This window comes from Streptomyces sp. NPDC047453 (genome assembly GCF_040643155.1).
Lineage (GTDB): Bacteria > Actinomycetota > Actinomycetes > Streptomycetales > Streptomycetaceae > Streptomyces.
This window is the reverse complement of sequence record NZ_JBEYTS010000037.1, coordinates 32,227-51,850: the sequence shown is the minus strand read 5'-3', so window position 1 is coordinate 51,850 and position 19,624 is coordinate 32,227. Positions and strand designations below refer to the sequence as shown.

Sequence of the window (19,624 nt, the reverse complement as noted above, 5' to 3'; positions counted from 1 at the left end):
CGTCCGGAGACCCCGCCCAAGGGTCCCCCGCACACCGGCTGGAGCAAGGGTCAGACCCTGGCCTCCTCCGCGACCTCGGCGCCTCGAGCCGCGGTCGTCTTCGGCGAACGGCGTCCGGGCATCCACCAGTTGGCGTTGCCGCACAGTTCCATCACCGCGGGGACGAGGATCATCCGGATGATGGTGGCGTCGATGAGCACGGCGACGGCCATGCCCAGCCCTCCCTGCTTGACCGCGACGTCGGGGCCGAGCAGGGAGGTCGTGAAGACGGCGACCATGATCGCGGCCGCCGCCGTGATGACCTTGGCGGTCCGCGCCATCCCGCGAGCGACGGCCGTCCGGGTGTCGCCGGTGCGCTCGTACTCCTCACGGACCCGCGAGATCAGGAAGACCTCGTAGTCCATGGACAGGCCGAACAGGACCGGGAAGATCATCATCGGCACCCAGGTCGTGATCGGCATCTCGGTGGGGAAACCGAGGGCCGAGCCCAGCCATCCCCACTGGACGACCGCGACGAGCACCCCGTAGGCGGCGCCGATCGCCAGCAGGTTCATCACGGCGGCCTGCAGCGCGATCGTGACCGACCGGACCAGCGCGATCAGCAGCACCAGGGACAGCGCGATGACGACCGCGATCATCAGGGGCAGGCGCGAGCCGATGTCGTCGGCCATGTCGATCGTGCCGGCGTTCGGGCCACCGACGTAGACCCCGTCGCCGCCGGGTGCCTTGGGCAGCACGTCGTCGCGGAGCCGGTGCACCACGTCCGCGGTCGCCTCGTCCTGGTATCCGGTCCGAGGGAAGGCCATGAAGATCGCGGCCTGCCCGTCCTTGCTGACCTGGGGCGGTGTGGTGTGGGCGATGCCCTCGGTCTTGCCGACCGCTTCGACGACGGGACCCAGACCGGTGTGGCCGGAGCCGACCTCGGTGGCGAAGATCAGGGGCGCGCCGTAGCCGGGGCCGAAGCCCGCGGAGAGGATCTTGTACGAGGTGTAGCTGCTCCTGTCGTGGGGCTGGACACTGGCGTCGGGGTTGCTCAGCCGCATCGACAGCGTGGGGGCGGCCAGCACCAGCAGGACCGTGCCGGCCAGTACCGCGGCGACCAGCGGCTTGCGCTGCACCACACCGGCCCAGCGCTCGGCGAGGGTACGGCGCTCCCGCGCCGGGACACCGTCGGCCCCGCTCCGGCGGGACGTCCGACGCGGCAGGCGCAGCGAGTTGATCCTGTGGCCGGTGAAACCCAGGAACGCCGGCAGCAGCGTCACCGCGGCGATCATCGTCACCAGCACGATCACCGACGTGGCGACGGCCACCCCGGTCATCAGCCGCTGTCCCATGACGATCAGGCCCATCAGCGCGATCACGACGGTCGTGCCGGCGAACAGCACCGCGTGACCGGCCGTGGTGATGGCCTTGACCGTGGCGGTCTCCGGCTCGTCGCCGGCCTGCAGGCCGTCCTTGTAGCGGGTCACGATGAACAGCGCGTAGTCGATGCCGACGCCGAGCCCGATCATCGCGGCGAGGATCGCGGTGAAATCGGGTGAGGGGACCAGGTACCCCACCAGCTTCATCAGGGCGAGGCCGGCGACGATCGCCAGCAGTGCGGTCACGATCGGCAGTCCCATCGCCACCAGCGACCCGAAGGCGATGAACAGGATCACCGCTGCCGCCACGATGCCCACGCTCTCGGACGAACCCTGCGCGGGTGTCTCGGCCTTCTCCGCCTTCTCCCCGCCCAGCCCCAGCGTCACGCCGTCGCCGGAGGCCTCCTTGACCATGGTCACCAAGGGCTTGACCTCGGTCTTCTTCACATCCTTGGCCGTCAGCGGGATGGTCGTACGGGCGATACGACGATCCTTCGTCACCAGATCCTCGTCCTGATACGGCGAGATCACCGGTCCCGTAAGGGGGGAGGCGTCCAGATCGGCGACGACCTTCTCGATCTTCTGCCGGGCGGCGGGGTCGTCGATCCCCTTCTCCGCCTTGATCGCGAGAGTCAGCGTGTCCCCCTGCCGCTCGGGGAAGTGCTTCTCGATCAGCGCCTGCGCCTTGGCGGAGTCGGAGCTTCCGCCGGAGAAGTCGTTGTCGGGGGCGGCGCCGAAGCCGAAGCCGGCGAACGCCACGGCGATCACGCCGACGATCCAGGCCAGGAGCACCAGGCGGCGCCGCCGGTAGCAGAACCGGGCCAGTCCCGCCAGGGCTCCTTCCGTACGAGGGGTGTCGGTTGCCGTCATCTTCTCCTCCTGCGACTGGACGTCGCCCGATCATGTCCGCCGGACCCGCCGCCGAACGTCCCTCAGACGCGGACACTTTGGGCTGCCACCGGCGGCGCACACGGCCGCGGCGGATACCGCGGGCGCCGCTCCTGTACCGCGGGCGCGGTACAGGGGCGCTCGTCCGCGAGCGTGATCCGCCCGCGGCGGCGTCCCGTTAGGGTGCGCTCATGGACAGAGGACGGTTCGGTGTCCCGGCCGGTGTCGGGAACTGGGCGATCGCCGTCGGCGTGGCGGGGGCGCTGCTGGCCACCGGGCTGTCCGGGGGGCACTCCGCCGACGACCTCGGCCTGCTCGGCTACGCACTGCTGGTGGCCGGCGGTCTGGCGCTGGCCGCGCGCCGCCGGGCCCCGCTGCCCGTGCTGGCCGTCACCGGGCTGTGCGCGGTGGGCTACCAGGCGGTCGGCTTCGATGTGCCCGCCGTCGCCTACCTGTTCGCGGTGTACGCCGCCATGCGGGCGGGGCACCGCACCGTCACCGTCGCGGCGAGCGGGGCCATGCTGGCCGCCCTCCCTCTCGCGGCCCTCGCCTCCCTGCACGACACGGGCGAGGCGTTCGCGCAGGCCCGCGGCGCCCTCGAAGTGGCCTGGCTCATTGCGGCCGGCGCGGCGGGCGAGGCGCTACGGCAGGCCGAGCGGCGGGCTGACGAGGCCGAACGCACCCGGGAGGAGACCGCGCGGCGCCGCGCCGACGAGGAACGGCTGCACATCGCCCGGGAGTTGCACGATTCCCTCACCCACCAGATCTCCATCATCAAGGTGCAGGCCGAGGTCGCCGTCCATGTGGCCCGCAGGCGCGGCGAACAGGTGCCGGCGGCGCTGCTGGCGATCCAGGAGGCGGGACGTGAGGCGAGCCGGGAGTTGCGCGCGACCCTGGAGGCGCTGCGCGACGACGACACGGCCCCGCCGCGCGGTCTCGACCACGTCCCGGAGCTGGTGGAACGGGCCCGTGCCATCGGCCTGGACGCGACGCTGACGATCAAGGGGCAACGGCACGACGTGCCCGCCGCGGTGGACCGGACGGTCTACCGGATCGTTCAGGAGTCGCTGACCAACATCGCCCGGCATGCCGCCGCGGACTCGGCGTCGGTCCGGATCGACTGCCGACCTGACGCGCTCACGATACGCGTCGACGACGACGGCAGGGCCACGCCGGGCACCGCCACGGTGCCCGGCGTGGGACTGCTGGGGATGCGTGAGCGCGTCACCGCCCTCGGAGGCCGGCTGCTGGCCGAGCCGCGCACCGAGGGAGGCTTCACCGTCCAGGCCGAACTCCCCGTGGAGCAGACGTCGTGATCCGTGTCCTGCTGGTCGACGACCAGCCGCTCCTGCGCAGCGGATTCCGCGCGCTGCTCGACATGGAGGGCGACATCGAGGTGGTGGCCGAGGCCGGCGACGGCATGGCCGGACTGGCTCTGGTCCGGGAGCACCTGCCCGACATCGCGCTCGTCGACATCCGGATGCCGGTCCTCGACGGCATCGAGGTGACCCGGCGTATCGCCGCGGACCCGGCGCTGTCCGGGGTGCACGTCGTCATCCTGACCAACTACGGCCTGGACGAGTACGTCTTCGACGCGCTGCGGGCCGGGGCGGCCGGATTCCTCGTCAAGGACATCGTGCCGGAGGACTTCCTGCACGCCGTGCGCGTCGCCGCCCGGGGCGACGCCCTGCTCGCGCCGTCGATCACCCGCAAGCTGATCAGCCGGTACGTCACCCAGCCGCTCGACACGGGAGTCGGCCCGGGCCTGAAGGAGCTGACCAACCGCGAACGCGAGGCCGTCGCCCTGGTCGCGCAGGGGCTGTCCAACGACCAGATCGCCGACCGCATGGTGATCAGCCCGATGACCGCGAAGACCCATGTCAACCGGGCCATGGTCAAACTCCGGGTCCGTGACCGCGCCCAACTCGTGGTCCTGGCCTACGAGTCGGGCCTGGTGACCCCGCGAAGCCGCTGACTGCGTCGGGCGGACCGCCGCCGGACCGGTCGGCACGCCGCGGCGGGGGCGGGGGCCGGACGTGGCAGACAGCCGGCGGCGAGAATCCCCCGCACCTCGTGGTCGGTCATGTCCCGCACGTGCGAGCGCCCGGCGTTCATCCCGGCGACGACCTGCCGCGACAGATCGCATCCGGTCGCGGTGAGCCCGGCGCCGGCTGTCCTGGCGAGCGGCAGCCCGACGTACTCGAGACCCACGACGACCGGAGCGCACACCATCCGCGCCTCTTCCTCCCGCCGGGGCCCCGGTGACCGGGCGGGCCCGACGGCTCGCCGGCGGCCGCCACCGCTGTGCATCGTGCGCCGGGCCGCCGCAGGCCCCGGAGGCCGACAGGCCGCGCGCCTCCGACCGGGCGATCGTGCTCACTCAGCGCAGTGAAACCCGCGTGCGCCCGGAACCGGCCGTCCCGGCGGCGAACCCGGGCCGCACGGCGGGGATGCCGCAGCGCGACCACGAACGGAGTCGACACGGAAAGCAAGCTGACTGTCGCTCAATGTGATCTTCTGTGTGTGTCGTCGGGCAACGGGCCCGAGATGTCCAAGGAGATTTCATGCACCGCTGTCGGCAAGCGCTTCGCCGCCGCCTTGGCCGCCGCGTCCCTCGCGGGCGTCCTCGGTCTGGCCGGCTCGGGTCGGCCCAGGCGACGAGCGCGACGACCGCGCCCCAGCCGTTCTGAGCCGACCGCGTGGAGCCGCTGCAACGGTCGGTGGCTCCCCCCGTCCCGAGAGGTGAATCCCATGCGTCGTACCGCGCTCACCACCGCGCCGGCCGCCGGAGTCGTCTTCGCCGGCGTCGGCCCGGCCGTCGCGCAGAACGCCCCCGGCAGCGTCCGTGACATCCCGGACACCAACCAGGTCGTCGTGTTCAGCAACGAGTTGCTCCCGCTGGAGGCGTACCCGTTCCCGCACGGCTGCCATCGGCTGCCCGCGCGCCACTCCCGTCTGGTGCTACACCTGCGTGACCGCCTCGTCGCCGCCGGCAGGACCGACGCCGAACTCGCCGAGGTGCGCGAGGTGATGCGGCATCCGCGGTTCCGGGCCGGCTCGTGCGTGATCTATTCCGTGCAGGGGCGGCGGTCCCGGTGAGCGTCGACGCGTGCGTACGGACCGAGGCGCGTCGGGCGCCCGAACCGCACCGGCCGCTGGCCGGGATCCAGGTGAGCGCCGCGGGCGGCTCGACGGCGCTCGCGGTCGCCGCCGACCACCTGGCGCTCCTCGGCTGCGAACCGGCCACCGCCGGCCTGGGGCACGGCACCGGTGACACCCGTCCGGGGCACGGCACCGGTGACGCGGGCACCCTCGTCGCCGCTACGGGTGCCGGCAGCCTCACCTGTGCCATCGACTGGGCGGGCCCGGTGGCGCTGCCCCTGGCGAGCGAGGCCGATGTGCAGTCCGCCTGCGGCATCGCCCATATCCACGGGCGCCGGTACGGGGCGCCCACGCCGCTCGGCCTCGACTACGCCGGAACGGTGGCCGGGGTGCTCGCCGTGACCGGCATGCTCGCCGCGTTCCACGCCGCCACGCGCGGCACCCGGATCGGCCGGGTGCGCACCTCGGTGGCGCAGGGCGCGCTCCTCGCCACCGGCCAGTACCTGGCCATGGCGAGCGCCGCACGTACGCACCCTTCGAACATGCCGGTGCCGATGACGTCCCCCGCTCCGGACGCCGCGGCACCGCCGTTCACGAGCGCCGACGGGGTCAGGTTCGAGATCGAGACACTCGACGCCGAGGCCTGGCAGAGCTTCTGGACCCTCCTCGACGCCGAGCGGACCGCGATCCGCCGGGGCTGGTCGCCGTTCCAGAACCGGTTCGCCACCGCCGTCTGCCCGCTGCCCGCCGCACTGCACCGCGTCGCCGCGCGGCGTTCCTACCAGGTGATCCGCTCCGTGGGCGCCCGGACCGACGTCAGCGTGCTGCCCGTCCGCGGCCCCGACGCACCGGAGCCGGGCGCCCTGCCCGAGACCCCATGGACCGTCAGCGCGCTGCCCGCGGACCGGCGGACCGCGGCGGGGCCCTCCGTGCCCTCGCCCGCCACGGCCTCCCCCACGGTGTCCGGGCCGCTCGCCGGGCTGGTCGTCGTCGAGTCCACCGGACGGGTGCAGGGGCCGCTCGCCGGGCACGTACTCGCCCGGCTCGGGGCCCGGGTCATCAAGGTCGAACCGCCGGGCGGGGACCCCCTGCGCGGCACCGAGCCGCTGGTCGGCGGCTGCTCGGCCCGGTTCCTGGCGCTCAACCAGGGCAAGGACGCGGTGGTGGCGAACCTGCGGACCCCGGGCGGCCGCGGCACGCTCCGCGAACTCGTCCGCGACGCCGATGTGTTCCTGCACGACTGGGCCCCCGGCAAGGCGGCCGCGTGGCACCTCGACGCGACCGATCTGGCCGGTGCCCGGCCCGGCCTCGTCCATGCCTGGGCGTCCGGCTGGGGCGAGGCCCTCGGGCCCACCCCGCCGCTCGGCACCGACTACCTGGTGCAGGCGGGCAGCGGTCTGGCCGGGCTGACCGCGCGGCACGGCGAGCCACCGACGCCCTCGCTGATGACGCTGCTCGACGTGCTCGGCGGACTGGTCTGCGCCGAGGGGGTGCTGGCCGCGCTGGCGGCGCGCTCCACCAGCGGCCGCGACAGACACGGCAGCGCCCCACTCCTGCGTGTGGACACCTCCCTGCTCTCCGCCGCGACCGTACTGACCCGGCACGGATCCGGCGCCGCCGCCTCCCGCCGTCCCGGGCCGTCGGTGCCGCTGACGTCCGACCTCACCGAGCTCGCCGCGGACCCGCGGTTCGGCGCCGCACTGACCCGGGCCGGCTGCGTCCTGCCCGGCACGCCCTGGGAGTTCACCGCATGACGGAGACCTGGACCACGGCGACACCGTTGCTCCGCGCCCCGCGGACGCCCGACGCCACGACCACAGGGAGCGTCCATGACCAGTGAGCTCAGTACCGGAACCGCCACGGAGCCGCCGCCCCAGGAGGCCGGCGTCCGCACCGGCCGGCACCCGGGGGCACGGCTGCCCGCCTACCTCCGGCCGGCCAGGCTCGGCATGGTCGACTACTACCTCAGCCCGGCCGTCGTCTGGTCGCTGCTCCCCGCGTCCCAGCGACTCGACGGCGCGTCGCTGCCGACACTGCTCGCGTTCCTGCTCGGCGAGGTGTGCCTGGTGGCGGCGGCCGTCGCGTTCGGCGACGTCACCGGCTACCGGGACGGAAGCGACGCCGCGAACCACGGCCCCGACGCGCCGGCACGGGCACTGGCCCGCAAGCCGCTGCCGGCCGGGACGCTCACCGAAGCGGCCGCGGTCCGTTTCGCCTGGTGCGCGCTCGTCGCCGGGTGTCTGTGCTGGACGGCGGCGCTGGTCTGGGCGCCGCACCGCCCGTTGTGGGCGGTGCTCGCCCTCGTGGCCGCCGCCGTCGTCGTCCCGCAGTACTCGTGGGGCCTGCGGCTCAGCTACCGGGGATTCCAGGAAGTGTTCCTCGCCGTGGTCGGCTGGGCCTTCGTGCTGCCGCTGTTCGGCCTGCTCACCGGGGAGGCGACCGGGCTCGCGGCCGTGGAGGCGTTCCTGTTCGGGCTGGGTCCGGTCCTGTTCGGCGTGTACTCCAACACCCACGACGTCGCAGGTGACCGCGCGGTGGGCCGGCCGACCGCCGCGTGTCTGCTGTCCCTGCGCGGCAACCGCCTGTTCATCGGCGCGCTGTCGGTACTCGAGACCGCGGCGATCGTCACCGCGCCGCTGCTGGGGTTCGCCCCGTGGTGGTTCCCGCTCGCCTTCGTCCCGCTGAAGGCGACCCGCGTCCGGCAGTTCACGGTCGGCATGGTGCGCGGTGACGTCCTGCGCGGCCGGCTGATCGGCATCCGGGCCCACCGGATCCTGGTCGTCACACTCGTGGCGGTCAATCTCACGATCACCGGCCTCGCCTGAGCCGGAAGGGCGGGGCGAGGACCCGGGCCGGCGTCCCCGCGCTCCGTGCGGAGGCCCGCCCGACCCGCCGCGCCTCACCTTCCATCAGCTCCCGTGCGCGTAACGGAATTCCTCGGAGGTCACCCGATGAAACTCCTCGCCCCCGGACCGTTCTTCGACGTCCTGGCCGACCGCGGCACCGGAACGACGGTCCATCTGAGCCGGCCGCTGGACATCGCGGCCGACGGCGGGACGACGTACGACATCCCGGACCTGGCCCATCTGGTGAGCCAGGCCGCGGGCTGGCTCGAGGGGCTGGGCGTGACGCCGGGCGACCGGGTCGCCGTGATCAAACCCAACCACTGGGACTACGTCCTGCTCGCCTGTGCCGCCGCCCGCATCGGCGCGGTGCCCGCGCTGATCTCCGACCGCCTCCCGGTGGAGACGCTCCAGGTGCTGCTCAAACGCCTCGACGCCAAGGCCCTGGTCACCACCTCGGCCACCCTGGCGGCCGCGCGCGGCGCGGAGACCGACCTCACCGCCTTCACCCGCCGCACCCTCACCCTCGACGCCCCCGCACCGTGCGCGATCACGCTCGCGGACGTGCGCGGCCACCGGACGCCGCCGCCCCGCCCCCGCCCGGACGACCTGACCCTGGCCATCATGCACACCTCGGGCACCACCGGGATCCCCAAGCTGGTCCGGCACTCCGCCAGAACGCTGATCCACCGGATCGCCGCGGCCGAGGCCCGGCGCCTGCCCCTGGTGTCCACCCGGCGTGACGACACCGTCGCCCAGGCGGCGTCGTACGCGCACGGGCGGGGCCTCGCCTGGACGATCAGCGTGTTCTGGCTCGCCCCGCGCGCGGCGGTGATCCTGGACGGCTACGACCCCCGGCTCGCCGAACCCGTCCTGCGCGCCCATCCGCCGACCATGCTGGAGGCCGCGCCCTCGGCCTTCGTGCGCTGGCAGCCGCTGGCGGCGTCGCCGGACAACCCCTTCCACGACGTCCGGCTCTACGTCAACGCCTTCGACGCCGTCCACCCGCCCACGGTACGGACGTTCCTGACCGCGACCCGGCGCCGACTGCCGCTGTGGGTGCAGGTCTGGGGGCAGTCCGAGACCGGGCCGCTCACCTTCCGCTGCCTGACGCGCAGATCGGTACGAGCGAGCGGGGAGCGCCACCCCACCACCCGGGACCTGGGGCGGACCGTGCCCGGCAAGGCCGGACTGCGCGTGGTGGACCCGGCGACCCTCCAGCCGGTGGGACGCGGCAGGCCCGGCCTGGTGCAGGCCCGCACCAGAACGCTGTGCGCCGGATACGTCAGCGAACCGGAGCGGATGCGCGCCAAGTTGTCCGGTCCCTGGTTCACCACCGGGGACCTCGGCCTCATCACCCGCTCCGGCCGGCTGCTGCTGCTCGACCGCGAGGTGGACACGATCCCCGACGGCAGCTGCGTCGAGATCGAGGACGTGATCCACGACCGGCTGCCGGAGATCGTCGAGGCGGTGGTACTCGGTCGTACGAGAGGACTGCCGCAGCCGGTCCTGGTGACCCGGGACGGCATGCTGGACCTCGACGCGTGGAAGCGGGCCGTGACCGACCTCCCACCGCTCGGCGAGCCGACGGTGCTGCCCCTGGACCAGCTCCCGCTCACCGCGACGGGCAAGGTCCGTCGGCAGGAACTGCGCGACCGGCTGCTCGACGGGGCGGCGCCCTACGGCACCGGACGGTGGACCTGATCCGCACCCGCGAGCCGTCCTACGCGCTGGAGGTCCCGGCCCTGGACGACCGGGTGTTCGCCGGCACGGTCCTCGACCACGTCAAGGCCCCCGACCGGGTTCCGCCCGGCCGCGGTCCGATCAGTCTCTTCGCCTCCCCGTACGCCTCCCCGGACCTGCTGGAGCGGCCCGACGACGAGGTCGTGTCCGTGGTCGCCGGCGACTGGGTGATGCTCCGCCCCGACAGCGAGGCCGCCGTCCGCTCGGCCGAGATCGCCGCGCACAGGTCCTGTCCGCCGACGCGCGCCGAGGTCTCAGACTCTGGTGGTCAGGACGACACTGTTGGCCGCCTTGTCGTGCAGGCACTGCTGGAACGGCTTGTCCCAGAGGCACCACAGCACGTCGACCAGGCCCAGGAACGGCACGAATCCCATCAGGAAGCTGGTGAACCAGCGCAGCCACGCGCGTCCGAAGGAGAGGTGCCGCCCGTCGTCGAGCCGGGCGACACGCAACCCGCAGATCCGCTTGCCGTAGGTGGCGCCGGACTTCCAGTGCATGACGGGCTCGTAGCAGAGCAGGACCACACCGATCGCGGAGTATCCGATCACCCCGGCCACCATGCCGATGCTGTCGTTGTCCACCGTGAGGTTCTGGATCAGGACGACGAGCCCGGCCACGAGCAGCAGCGCCAGCAGCATGAACACCCCGTCCAGGAAGCGGGCGGCGAGCCGCGCGCCCTGGTTGCCGAGGGCCCCGGGAGGCGGGCCCACCGGAGCGGGCCCGGCGGGCGGGGGGTACGTCGGCTGCCAGTATCCGTAGGGCTGCTGCTGCGGGGACTGGTACATGCTCATGTGCGGTCCTGGGTCGTCGGAAGGTCGGTGAGCGGGTGCTGGCGTGACGCGAGCCGTCCGCGATCCGCGGGGCGGTCGGAGCGAGCCACGGTCACTGGAGGGTCGCGGAGTCCTGCCCGCACGTCAACGCTCCGGGCGATCTTGGCAGTTGCCCCGTGACGCACGCCCTTTCCCCCGCGTGTCCGATCGTGGAACTGACGGGGTATTGACTCCCCTACGCCCATTAGGTTTTCCTAGGGACATGAGGGAGGACCGGAGGCTGCGCCGGCGCAACGACACCGTGCGGGAGATCCTCGACATCGCGCTCGAGGTGATGGCGGAAGAAGGCGTGGCCGCGCTGAGCATGGCCGAGGTGGCCCGGCGGATGGGCATGCGGCCGCCCTCGCTCTATCAGTACTTCCCGTCCAAGACGGCCGTCTACGACGCCCTGTTCGAGCGGGGGATGCGCGAGACGGTCGACGTTTTGGAGCCGTACCGGGCCATGCTCTCCCGGGATCCGCGCGGTGCCCTCCTGGCGGGCCAGCAGGCCACCGTCGCCTGGGCGATGGCCCATCCGGTCCTGGCACAACTGCTGTACTGGCGGCCCGTGCCCGGATTCGAACCGACCCCGCGGGCCTTCGAACCCGCGGTGCGGCAACTGGAACTCCTGCGGGCCGCCCTCCAGGCCGCGGTGCGCGCCGGGCAGTTGTCGCCCGCCGCCGCCGAGGAGGACGGGATGGCCCTCTACACGGCGCTGATGGCCGGCGTGATCAGCCAGCAGCTCGCCAACGAACCGTCCGCGCGGGTCGAGGAGGGCCGCTTCACCCGGCTCACCCGGACGACGGTCGACATGTTCTTCCACTTCTACGCCCCCGAGGAGGGCGAGTGCGATGACTCAGACCTACGGGGAGGGCGCACGCCTGCCGCAGACCGGCCGTGACCAGTCGGTCGCGATCGCCGAGGCGGAAGGCCGGGCCGCCATGGACGTACTCGACAAGCTCGGGGACGAGGACTGGCACCGTCCCACCGACTGCGTGGAGTGGGACGTGCGCACGCTGGTCTCCCACCTCGTCGCCCAGTGCGAGGACAACATCTCCCTGGCCACCATGGTGCGCAGGGAGATCACGGGCAGGCGGCGCCACCGGGGCATGGGCCCGGTCGACGCGCACATGGCGGCCCAGATCGCCGACCACGCCACCGCCTCAGGACCGGAGTTGGCCGAGCGGTTCGCGCTGCTGTGGCCCCGCGCCGTACAGGCCCGCCGGCGCCGCCCGGGACTGATGCGGCGCGCCAGGGTCGCCACCGGCGTGGCCGAGGCACCCCGGATGTCCGTGGGCCATCTGCTCGACACCATCTACAACCGCGACCTGTGGATGCACCGCGTCGACCTGGCACGGGCCACGGGGCAGCCCCTCGTGCTGGGGGAGCACGACCGGCTCATCGTCGAGCAGGTGATCCGCGACCTGGCCCTGACCTGGTCCGGGGCACCCGTCGTGCTGGAGCTCACCGGGCCCGCCGGGGGCACGTGGCTGATCGGCTCGGGCGAGCCCGCGTCGGTCGTCCGGGCGGACGCCGTCGCCTATCTGCGCGGCCTGGCCGGACGCGATCCGGACGTGCCGCTGGAACTGGTCTCCGGATCCGACGCCGCCCTCGTAGCCGCCCGCCGGGCCCGGATCGTCTTCTGATCCCCCGTCGGGCGCCCTGGGAGCGGACTCGGCCGGGATCGTGGGGCAGCCGTCGCGGTACCGACCCGCCGGCTGCCCGACCCGGTACGCTCGGCCCCCGTTCACAGCGGGAACTCGACCGCGCGTACACGAGACAGGAAGGGGTCCAAGGGCGTGCATCCCACAGTGCGGCCGGGCAACGGGCGGCCGTTGCCCGAAGGGCTCGCGGAAGCGATACGTGAGGCCGCCGGTGACATCGCCGCACTGCTGCGGGGCGCGGCCGACCCGGCGCTTCCCGTTCCGCGGTCGGAGTGGACGGTCGGCGAGGCGGCCGCCCATCTGGCGCTGGCCAACGAGCTGATGGCCGACCTCGCGCGCGGCCGGGAACGCCCCTACGGGGACGGCACACCGCGGAGCCTGGCCGCGGCCAACTCACGGGCCCTCGCCGCGTTCGAGGAGCGTCGGCCCGAGCCGCTCGCGGCGATGATCGTGGAACAGGCCGAGGCGTTCCTGGACGCCGTGGACCGGGCCGCGGACGAGGGCGCCGCGGACGACCCGGCGCTCGTCACGCCACTGGGCCGCATGAACAGGGCCACGTTCGCGTCCTACCTCCTGACGCACATGCTGGGCCACGGCTACGACCTGGCCCGGGCGCTGGGCCGCCCGCACATGGTCGACCGTGCCCGTGTCGGGCTGTGCATGCCGTTCATGCTCCTGGTCATGCCGAGGGTCACCGCGGCGTCCGCCGCGGGCATGACGGCGCGTTACGCCATCCGCCTGCGCGGCGGCGCCGCGTTCGGCGTCGCTCTCGACGACGGCGCCGTGCACGTGACCCCAGGGCCCGCGATCCGGCCCGACTGCACGATCCTGATCGAACCGGTCGCCTTCCTCCTCATCGCGCTGGGCCGCCTCAACCCGTGGCGGGCCATGGCCCGGGGGCACGTCATCGCCTGGGGCCGCAGGCCCTGGCTCGCGCCGCGCTTCCCGAACCTGTTCACGGCACCCTGATCCGCCCGGCTCCCCTGCGGCGCTGACCCCGGCCGTCCTGTCGGCGCCGCTACGAGGAGAAGGTCTCGACGTACTCCTCGGCCTCCCCCAGCTCCGGCGCGTCGCGCAACTCGATCCGCTCCCCGAGGCGTTCCAGCTCCAGCAGGGTGACGGTGTTCTCGCCCGGCACCAGGAGCGGCGCCGGGACGTACAGCGTCAGCTGGGGGCCGATCTCCCAGTACCGGCCGAGCAGGAAGCCGTTGATCCAGACGAACCCCTTGCCGAAGCCGGGAAACGCCAGGAAGGTGTCCGCCTGCTCGTCCACCGTGAACCGTGCCGTCGCGAATCCGGCCGTGCCCCGCGGGTCGGTGGCGGACGCCGCGCGGTCGACCTCCTCCGCCGACCACTCGTCCAGCGGCAGCGGGTGCGTCGTCCAGCCGTGGACCATCCGGCGTCCCACCCGGACATGGCCGAGGATGCCCTTGCCCTGGCCGAGGAGCGGGCCGTAGTTGATCCGCCCCTGGTTCTCGACGAGGAGTTCCAGCCGTACCCGCCGCCCCGTGCCGTGGAGGGTGAGCGAGCCGGCCTCCCGGTCGACGACTCCGGCCGGGGCGCCGTCGACGAAGACCTGGGCGCGGTCGTGCAGTCCGCTGACGGTCAATTCGAGGGCGCCTTCAGGGAGTTTCGGGTCCGCACGGTAGAGCACCAGGCCGGAGGACTGCCCCAGTTCCTCGAAGCTCGGCGGGTGGGGTGAGTCCACCGCCCGGGAGACGGCTTCCAGCCCGCCCAGCAGTTCGGCGCCCCGGACGACCGGGACGACACGGGGTGCCAGCAGCGCGGGATCGGCGGGCGGCGGCTGCTCCGGGAGGCCGGTCACGGCGCCGAGCCGGTCGCGCAGGGCGAAGAACTTCGGGGTGAGCCCGCCGTGTTCGGCGATCGGCGCGTCCGAGTCATAGCTGGTCACGGTCGGCTGGATGGCCTCGTCGTCGTGGTTGGCGCCTGCCCAGAGTCCGAAGTTGGTGCCGCCGTGGGCCATGTAGAGGCTCACCGAGCCACCGGCGTCGAGGATGTCGCCCAGTGTCCCCGCAGCGCTCCGAGGCGACCGGACGTGGTGCCGCTCCCCCCAGTGGTCGAACCAGCCGTTCCAGAACTCCGCGCAGACGAACGGCTCGCCGCGGCGGTGCGCCCGCAGCAGTGCGGCGGCCTCGGCCGCCTGGGAGCCGAACGTCGCGGTCGCGAGCTCGTCGGGCAGCGTGCCGCCGTCGAGCATCAGCTCGGTCGGGCCGTCGGCCGTGAAGAGCAGTTCGGTGATGCCGCGTTCCACCAGGGCGTCGCGGAGCCAGCGAAGGTACACGTGGTCGTCGCCGTAGCTGCCGTACTCGTTCTCGATCTGCACCGCGACGACGGGCCCTCCCCGCGCCGACTGAAGCGCGGCGAGACGCGGGATCAACTGGTCGAACCAGCCCGCCACCGCGTCCAGGAAGGGGCCGTGCGAGGACCGCGGCCGCATCCCCGGGGTGCCCGTCAGCCAGGCGGGCAGCCCGCCGTTGTCCCATTCGGCGCAGATGTACGGGCCGGGTCGCACGATCGCGTCCAGCCCGGCCTCCTGCGCGAGGCGGAGGAACCGTTCCACGTCGCACCAGCCGTCGAAGCGCGCCCGGCCCCGGTGCCGCTCGTGGAAGTTCCACGGCACATAGGTGTCGACCGTGTTCAGCCCCATGGCGGCGAGTCGTGCCAGCCGGTCCGGCCACTGGTCGGGGTGGACCCGGAAGTAGTGAAGCGACCCGGCGAGGACGCGGTGCGGGCTGCCGTGCCGCAGGAGTTCGCCGTCGGGGTGGGACAGGGCAGGCGTCGGCCGGCGCATGGGGCGTGCCTCTCTCATGGTGCGGTGGTGCACGAGGCCGGCCCGCGACGGCGGGGGCGGCGCGCGGGAACGGGTCCGGGCGGGACCGCGCTCGCCACTGCCGCCCTGCGCGTGGTTGGCTTCCTCACGGCCTCTCCTTCGACATGGGGTGGGGGAGCGGAACCCGGCTCCCCTGCGGTCCGCCGCACGGCCGGGACACGCTGACGTGCCGGAACTATGACACAGGATGATAGCGATGCCAATGGGAGGTGCCTCCGCTGCAAAGGCACTCCGAGCAGCATGGACACCGTCGTGCGGGCGCTATCATCGCGGTGGGATGAGCGGACGAGGGAACGCATGAAGAAGCGGAGCGAAGACGACGGCGCCGCACGGCCCCCGGGCATGACCGATGTCGCCCGGCTCGCCGGGGTCTCCCCCCAGACCGTGTCGCGGACCCTGTCCGGCCACCCCAACGTGCGGGAGAGGACGCGGGCCAAGGTCCTCGCGGCCGTCGACCAGCTCGGGTACCGCAAGAACAACGCGGCGCGGATGCTGTCGTCCGGCCGCAGCCGCACCATCGGCGTGGTGACACTGCAGACCACCTTCTACTCGCGCACCGCCGTCCTGTACGGCATCGAGAACGCGGCGCGCGAGGCGGGCTACTCGGTCTCCACCGCCACCACCGCCTCCCTGGACACCTCCGCCATCGAGGGAGCGCTGGCGCGCCTTGAGGAGCAGGGTGTCGAGGGGATCGTCCTCGCCGTCCCGCTGATCCATGTGAGCAGGCGGATCGAGCAGCTCACGGGCTCGGTTCCCACCGTCACCATCGACGGGTCGCGCACCTCAGCCACCGAGGTGGTGGCCGTAGACCAGACCCAGGCCGCACGCCTGGCCACCCGGCATCTGCTGGACCTCGGGCACGAGACGGTCTGGCACGTCGCCGGGCCGCGCGAGTGGCTCGACGCGGTCAGCCGCACCCAGGGCTGGCGCGACACGCTGGAGGCGGAGGGCAGGAGCGTCCCGCCCGAGCTGGAGGGTGACTGGTCGCCCGCGTCGGGGTACCGCAACGGCCTCGTCCTGGGCCGGATCCCGGACGTCACGGCCGTCTTCGTGGCCAGCGACGAGATGGCGTTCGGAGTGATCCGGGCGCTGCACGAGCTCGGCAGGCGGGTGCCCGACGACATCTCGGTCGTCGGCGTCGACGACATCGCCCTGGCCGAGTACTGCTCGCCGTCGCTGACCACCGTCGCCCAGCCGTTCACGCAGATGGGAGCTCTCGCCGTCTCCCATCTGATGCGCCATCTGGAGAACCCGGACGCCGCTCCCGAACCCGCGTCCGTCGAGCCGGCCCTGATCGTGCGCGCGAGCACCGCGCCGATGCGACGCGGCGACCAGTAGAAAGCCTGCCGTGCCCGGTCGGGGCCTGTCCGTGCCCGACCGGGCCGGCCCGGCTGCGGCCGACTGCGGACGGCCGGCAGTGCTCTCCGACGATGCACGGCGATGCCATCCCCAACAGGGAATCGCAAACGGCATCTGGTGTTAGCGATGCCATTCCCCTACTGTCTCCCCCGCCCCCATCAGCGTCATGAGGAGGCGGCCAGGTGAAGCCCTGCCCCCTGCGCCCCTCCCGACCCGAGGAGGAACGGTCCTGTGAGACCCCGATCCCGTAGGTCCCGGCGCCGCGTCGGCACGCTGGCCGCCCTGGTCACCGCGCTGGCCACGCTGACGGCCACACCGGCCCCGGCGCTAACGGCCCCCGCACGCGCGGAGGCCGCGCCGGACGCGACGACCGCGCCGGTGACGGTCCCGGCACTGCCCGACTGGAAGCCCGCCGAGGGGGCTTTCCACCTCACCCGCCAAAGCCGCGTGCTGGTCGACCCGCGCGCCACCTCCACGCACGACGAGGCCGCGACGTTCGCGGACGACATCGCGGTGCAGACCGGCAAGCGGCCGCCCGTGGTGCACAGCACCGAAGCGGCGAAGGCCGGCGACATCGTGCTGCGGCTGGACACCTCCCGCACCGATCTGGGCGCCGAGGGCTACACGCTCACCGTCGGCGCCGCCGCCACCGTCACCGCCCGGACGGACGCCGGCGCGTTCTACGGCACCCGCACCCTGCTGCAGATGTTCCACAGCGGCTCGGCTGTACCGGCGGGCAGCGCCGTCGACGTGCCGCGGTACGCCGAACGCGGCGTCGGCGTCTGCGCCTGCATCATCAACGTCTCCACCCCGTCGCTGGAGCGGCTGGTGAAGGACGCGGCGTACCTGAAGCTCAATCAGCTGTGGATCGAGCTGAAGGTGAAGAGCAGCACCCACCCCGAGGCGAACGAATGGGGCTACTACACCAAGCCTCAGATCGCCGCCCTCCAGCGGCTCGCGCACCGCTACCACGTGACGCTGGTGCCCGAGGTGAACTCGCCGGGCCACATCGAGCCGTGGATCCGTCAACGCCCCGACCTGCAACTCACCGACAACGCCGGGCAGAAGCAGGTCAGCCGCCTCGACATCACCAAGCCCGAGGCGTTCACCTTCCTGACCCGGATCATCGACGAGTATTTCACGGTGTTCGACACGCCGTACTGGCACATGGGCGCGGACGAGTACATGCTCGGCTCGGACTACGCCAGGTACCCGCAGATGGCGGCGTACGCCAAGGAGAAGTTCGGCCCGGACGCCGTGCCGCAGGACGCGTTCGTGGACTTCGTCAACCGGGTCGACGCCCATGTGAGGGCCAAGGGCAAGACGCTGCGGATCTGGAACGACGGCATCACCTCCGCCGCGACGGTGCCGCTCAACCCCGATATCGTCGTCGAGCACTGGACCAACTCCGGTCTGAAGCCCAGCCGGCTGCTGGCCCAGGGGCACCGGCTGATGAACGCGAGCAACGCGCTGTACCACGTCCGTGGCAGCTACGGCGTCAACACCCGGAAGCTGTACGACGACGGCTGGGACCCGCGGAACTTCCTCGGCGAGACCGTCCCGTCGGCCGACGGCGTCACCGGCGCCAAGCTGACGATGTGGCCGGACAACGGCTCCGGCAACACCGAGAACGAGGTCGAGTCCGACGTCTTCGCGCCGCTGCGCCTGGTCGCCCAGGTCACCTGGGGCCGGCCGAAACCCGACCCGGACTACGCGGCCTTCACCGCCCGGGTGAACGCGGTCGGCCGGGCGCCCGGGTTCGACAACGTGGACCGGACGCCGGTCCAGCCGGGCACGTACACCCTTGCACGCGGCGACGCGTTCCTGTCCGCAGCCACGGCCGCCGAGGGCGCGCCGCTGACCATGGGCGCAGCGGAGTCGGCGTGGGACCTCGGCACCACCGCGGACGGCTACTACACGCTGCGCAACGCCGCCACCGGCCGCTGCGCGGAGTCCCGGGTCGGCACCCGCTACCTCAACACCCCGCTCGAGCCCGGCACCCCGATCACCGCGCAGACCTGCGCCGCGGGCAACCGACTGCAGCGCTGGCAGGCCACCGCGGCCGACGGCGGTGTCACCCTCACCAACGCGATCACCCGGATGGTGGCCGTCCTCGACGACGACGGCCGCCTGGTGCAGCAGGTGCCGGACGGCCACCGGGCCACGGTGTTCACCCTGGCGCCGGTGCTGAGGGTGTCCGCGGCAGCCGACCGGGCGACCGTCGTGCCGGGCGGCACCGCGACGCTGACCGTCACCGTCGCCAACACCACCGCCACACCCGCCTCCTCGGTCGAGGTCCGGCCGACCGCCCCGGCCGGCTGGACGGTGACCCCGGACGGCGCGACCGCGTCGACCGTGGCGCCCGGGGCGACCTGGACCGCCACCTTCACCGCCACGCCGCCGCAGCGGGCGCAGGCCGGGACAGCCTCCCTCGGCGCCGTGGTCGACTCCACCGTGCAGGGCGTCCGCCACACGGTCGCCGCCTCGGCGCAGCTGCGCCTGAGCTGCGCGGACACATCGACCCGGCCGACCGCCGTCACCTACGCGGACAGCCAGGAGACCGCCGGGGAGGACGGCCGGGCCGTCAACGCGATCGATGGGAACCCGGCGACGTACTGGCACACGGAGTGGTCGAGGAACGAGCCGCGTCCACCGCACGAGATCCGGTTCGACCTGGGCGCGGCGAAGTCCGTCTGCGCCGTCACCTACCTGCCCCGGCAGGGCAGCGGCGGCGGCTCCGGGAACGGCCGGATCGCCGACTACGAGATCTACCTGAGCACCGACGGCAGCACCTGGGGCGAACCGGTCGCCAAGGGCACCTTCCCCAACGCCGCCGAGGCCCAGTGGGTGCCGGTGCCGACCACGACGGCGCGTTACCTCAGGCTCGTCGCCCTGTCCGAGGTGAACGGCAACCCGTGGACCGCCGTCGCCGAGGTCGGCGTTGACGCGACGCCGGCCCCCTGACCCACCGGCCCCGACAAGGGCCGTGTCTTCCTCGCTCTCC

14 protein-coding genes are annotated in these 19,624 nt (G+C 73.0%); 11 read left to right on the top strand and 3 right to left on the bottom strand.

Annotation, left to right across the window (positions count from 1 at the left end):
* Nucleotides 1-50: 50 nt before the first annotated feature.
* Nucleotides 51-2,231, bottom strand: coding sequence for an MMPL family transporter (locus ABZ818_RS27260; protein ID WP_361419882.1), 2,181 nt, complete (start codon nt 2,229-2,231; stop codon nt 51-53).
* A 209-nt stretch (nt 2,232-2,440) separates the two neighbouring features.
* Here ABZ818_RS27260 and ABZ818_RS27255 point away from each other — a divergent pair, with 209 nt between their 5' ends.
* The 6 genes from ABZ818_RS27255 (at nt 2,441) to ABZ818_RS27230 (ending at nt 9,898) form a co-directional block, all read left to right on the top strand.
* Nucleotides 2,441-3,565: a histidine kinase gene (locus tag ABZ818_RS27255; protein WP_361419879.1), complete on the top strand. Its 1,125-nt coding sequence runs from the start codon at nt 2,441-2,443 to the stop codon at nt 3,563-3,565.
* Nucleotides 3,562-4,224, top strand: coding sequence for a response regulator transcription factor (locus tag ABZ818_RS27250; protein ID WP_361419876.1), 663 nt, complete (start codon nt 3,562-3,564; stop codon nt 4,222-4,224). Before ABZ818_RS27255 ends, ABZ818_RS27250 begins: the two co-directional genes overlap by 4 nt.
* Before the next feature lie 776 nt (nt 4,225-5,000).
* Nucleotides 5,001-5,348 (top strand): hypothetical protein, encoded by a 348-nt coding sequence (locus ABZ818_RS27245; protein WP_361419873.1) that lies wholly within the window; start codon nt 5,001-5,003, stop codon nt 5,346-5,348.
* Nucleotides 5,345-7,105: a CoA transferase gene (locus tag ABZ818_RS27240; protein ID WP_361419870.1), complete on the top strand. Its 1,761-nt coding sequence runs from the start codon at nt 5,345-5,347 to the stop codon at nt 7,103-7,105. The genes ABZ818_RS27245 and ABZ818_RS27240 overlap by 4 nt, the downstream gene beginning before the upstream one ends.
* A gap of 75 nt (nt 7,106-7,180) precedes the next feature.
* The gene (locus ABZ818_RS27235) at nt 7,181-8,176 is read left to right on the top strand and encodes a UbiA family prenyltransferase (RefSeq protein WP_361419867.1); all 996 of its coding nucleotides are present in this window, start codon (nt 7,181-7,183) and stop codon (nt 8,174-8,176) included.
* Between the two features lie 126 nt (nt 8,177-8,302).
* A complete protein-coding gene (locus ABZ818_RS27230; RefSeq protein ID WP_361419864.1) occupies nt 8,303-9,898 on the top strand; it encodes a class I adenylate-forming enzyme family protein in 1,596 nt (531 codons plus the stop codon).
* A 293-nt stretch (nt 9,899-10,191) separates the two neighbouring features.
* On the opposite strand, the gene ABZ818_RS27225 is transcribed toward ABZ818_RS27230, so the two are convergent.
* Nucleotides 10,192-10,728, bottom strand: a complete 537-nt coding sequence (locus ABZ818_RS27225; protein WP_361419861.1) for an RDD family protein — start codon at nt 10,726-10,728, stop codon at nt 10,192-10,194.
* Between the two features lie 241 nt (nt 10,729-10,969).
* Between ABZ818_RS27225 and ABZ818_RS27220 the strand changes: the two genes are divergently transcribed.
* From ABZ818_RS27220 to ABZ818_RS27210, 3 genes are all read left to right on the top strand, one after another.
* The gene (locus ABZ818_RS27220) at nt 10,970-11,647 is read left to right on the top strand and encodes a TetR/AcrR family transcriptional regulator (protein WP_361419858.1); all 678 of its coding nucleotides are present in this window, start codon (nt 10,970-10,972) and stop codon (nt 11,645-11,647) included.
* The gene (locus ABZ818_RS27215) at nt 11,598-12,392 is read left to right on the top strand and encodes a maleylpyruvate isomerase family mycothiol-dependent enzyme (RefSeq protein ID WP_361419855.1); all 795 of its coding nucleotides are present in this window, start codon (nt 11,598-11,600) and stop codon (nt 12,390-12,392) included. Before ABZ818_RS27220 ends, ABZ818_RS27215 begins: the two co-directional genes overlap by 50 nt.
* Nucleotides 12,393-12,545: 153 nt before the next feature.
* Nucleotides 12,546-13,379 (top strand): maleylpyruvate isomerase family mycothiol-dependent enzyme, encoded by an 834-nt coding sequence (locus ABZ818_RS27210; RefSeq protein WP_361419852.1) that lies wholly within the window; start codon nt 12,546-12,548, stop codon nt 13,377-13,379.
* Nucleotides 13,380-13,428: 49 nt separating this feature from the next.
* Here ABZ818_RS27210 and ABZ818_RS27205 read toward each other — a convergent pair whose 3' ends face one another.
* Nucleotides 13,429-15,240 (bottom strand): glycoside hydrolase family 35 protein, encoded by a 1,812-nt coding sequence (locus ABZ818_RS27205; protein ID WP_361419849.1) that lies wholly within the window; start codon nt 15,238-15,240, stop codon nt 13,429-13,431.
* Nucleotides 15,241-15,558: 318 nt separating this feature from the next.
* On the opposite strand from ABZ818_RS27205, the gene ABZ818_RS27200 reads away from it, so the two are divergent.
* Together ABZ818_RS27200 and ABZ818_RS27195 are read left to right on the top strand one after the other, a co-directional pair.
* Nucleotides 15,559-16,599: a LacI family DNA-binding transcriptional regulator gene (locus tag ABZ818_RS27200; protein WP_361419846.1), complete on the top strand. Its 1,041-nt coding sequence runs from the start codon at nt 15,559-15,561 to the stop codon at nt 16,597-16,599.
* A gap of 252 nt (nt 16,600-16,851) precedes the next feature.
* The gene (locus ABZ818_RS27195) at nt 16,852-19,584 is read left to right on the top strand and encodes a family 20 glycosylhydrolase (protein WP_361419843.1); all 2,733 of its coding nucleotides are present in this window, start codon (nt 16,852-16,854) and stop codon (nt 19,582-19,584) included.
* The last annotated feature ends 40 nt before the right edge of the window (nt 19,585-19,624 follow it).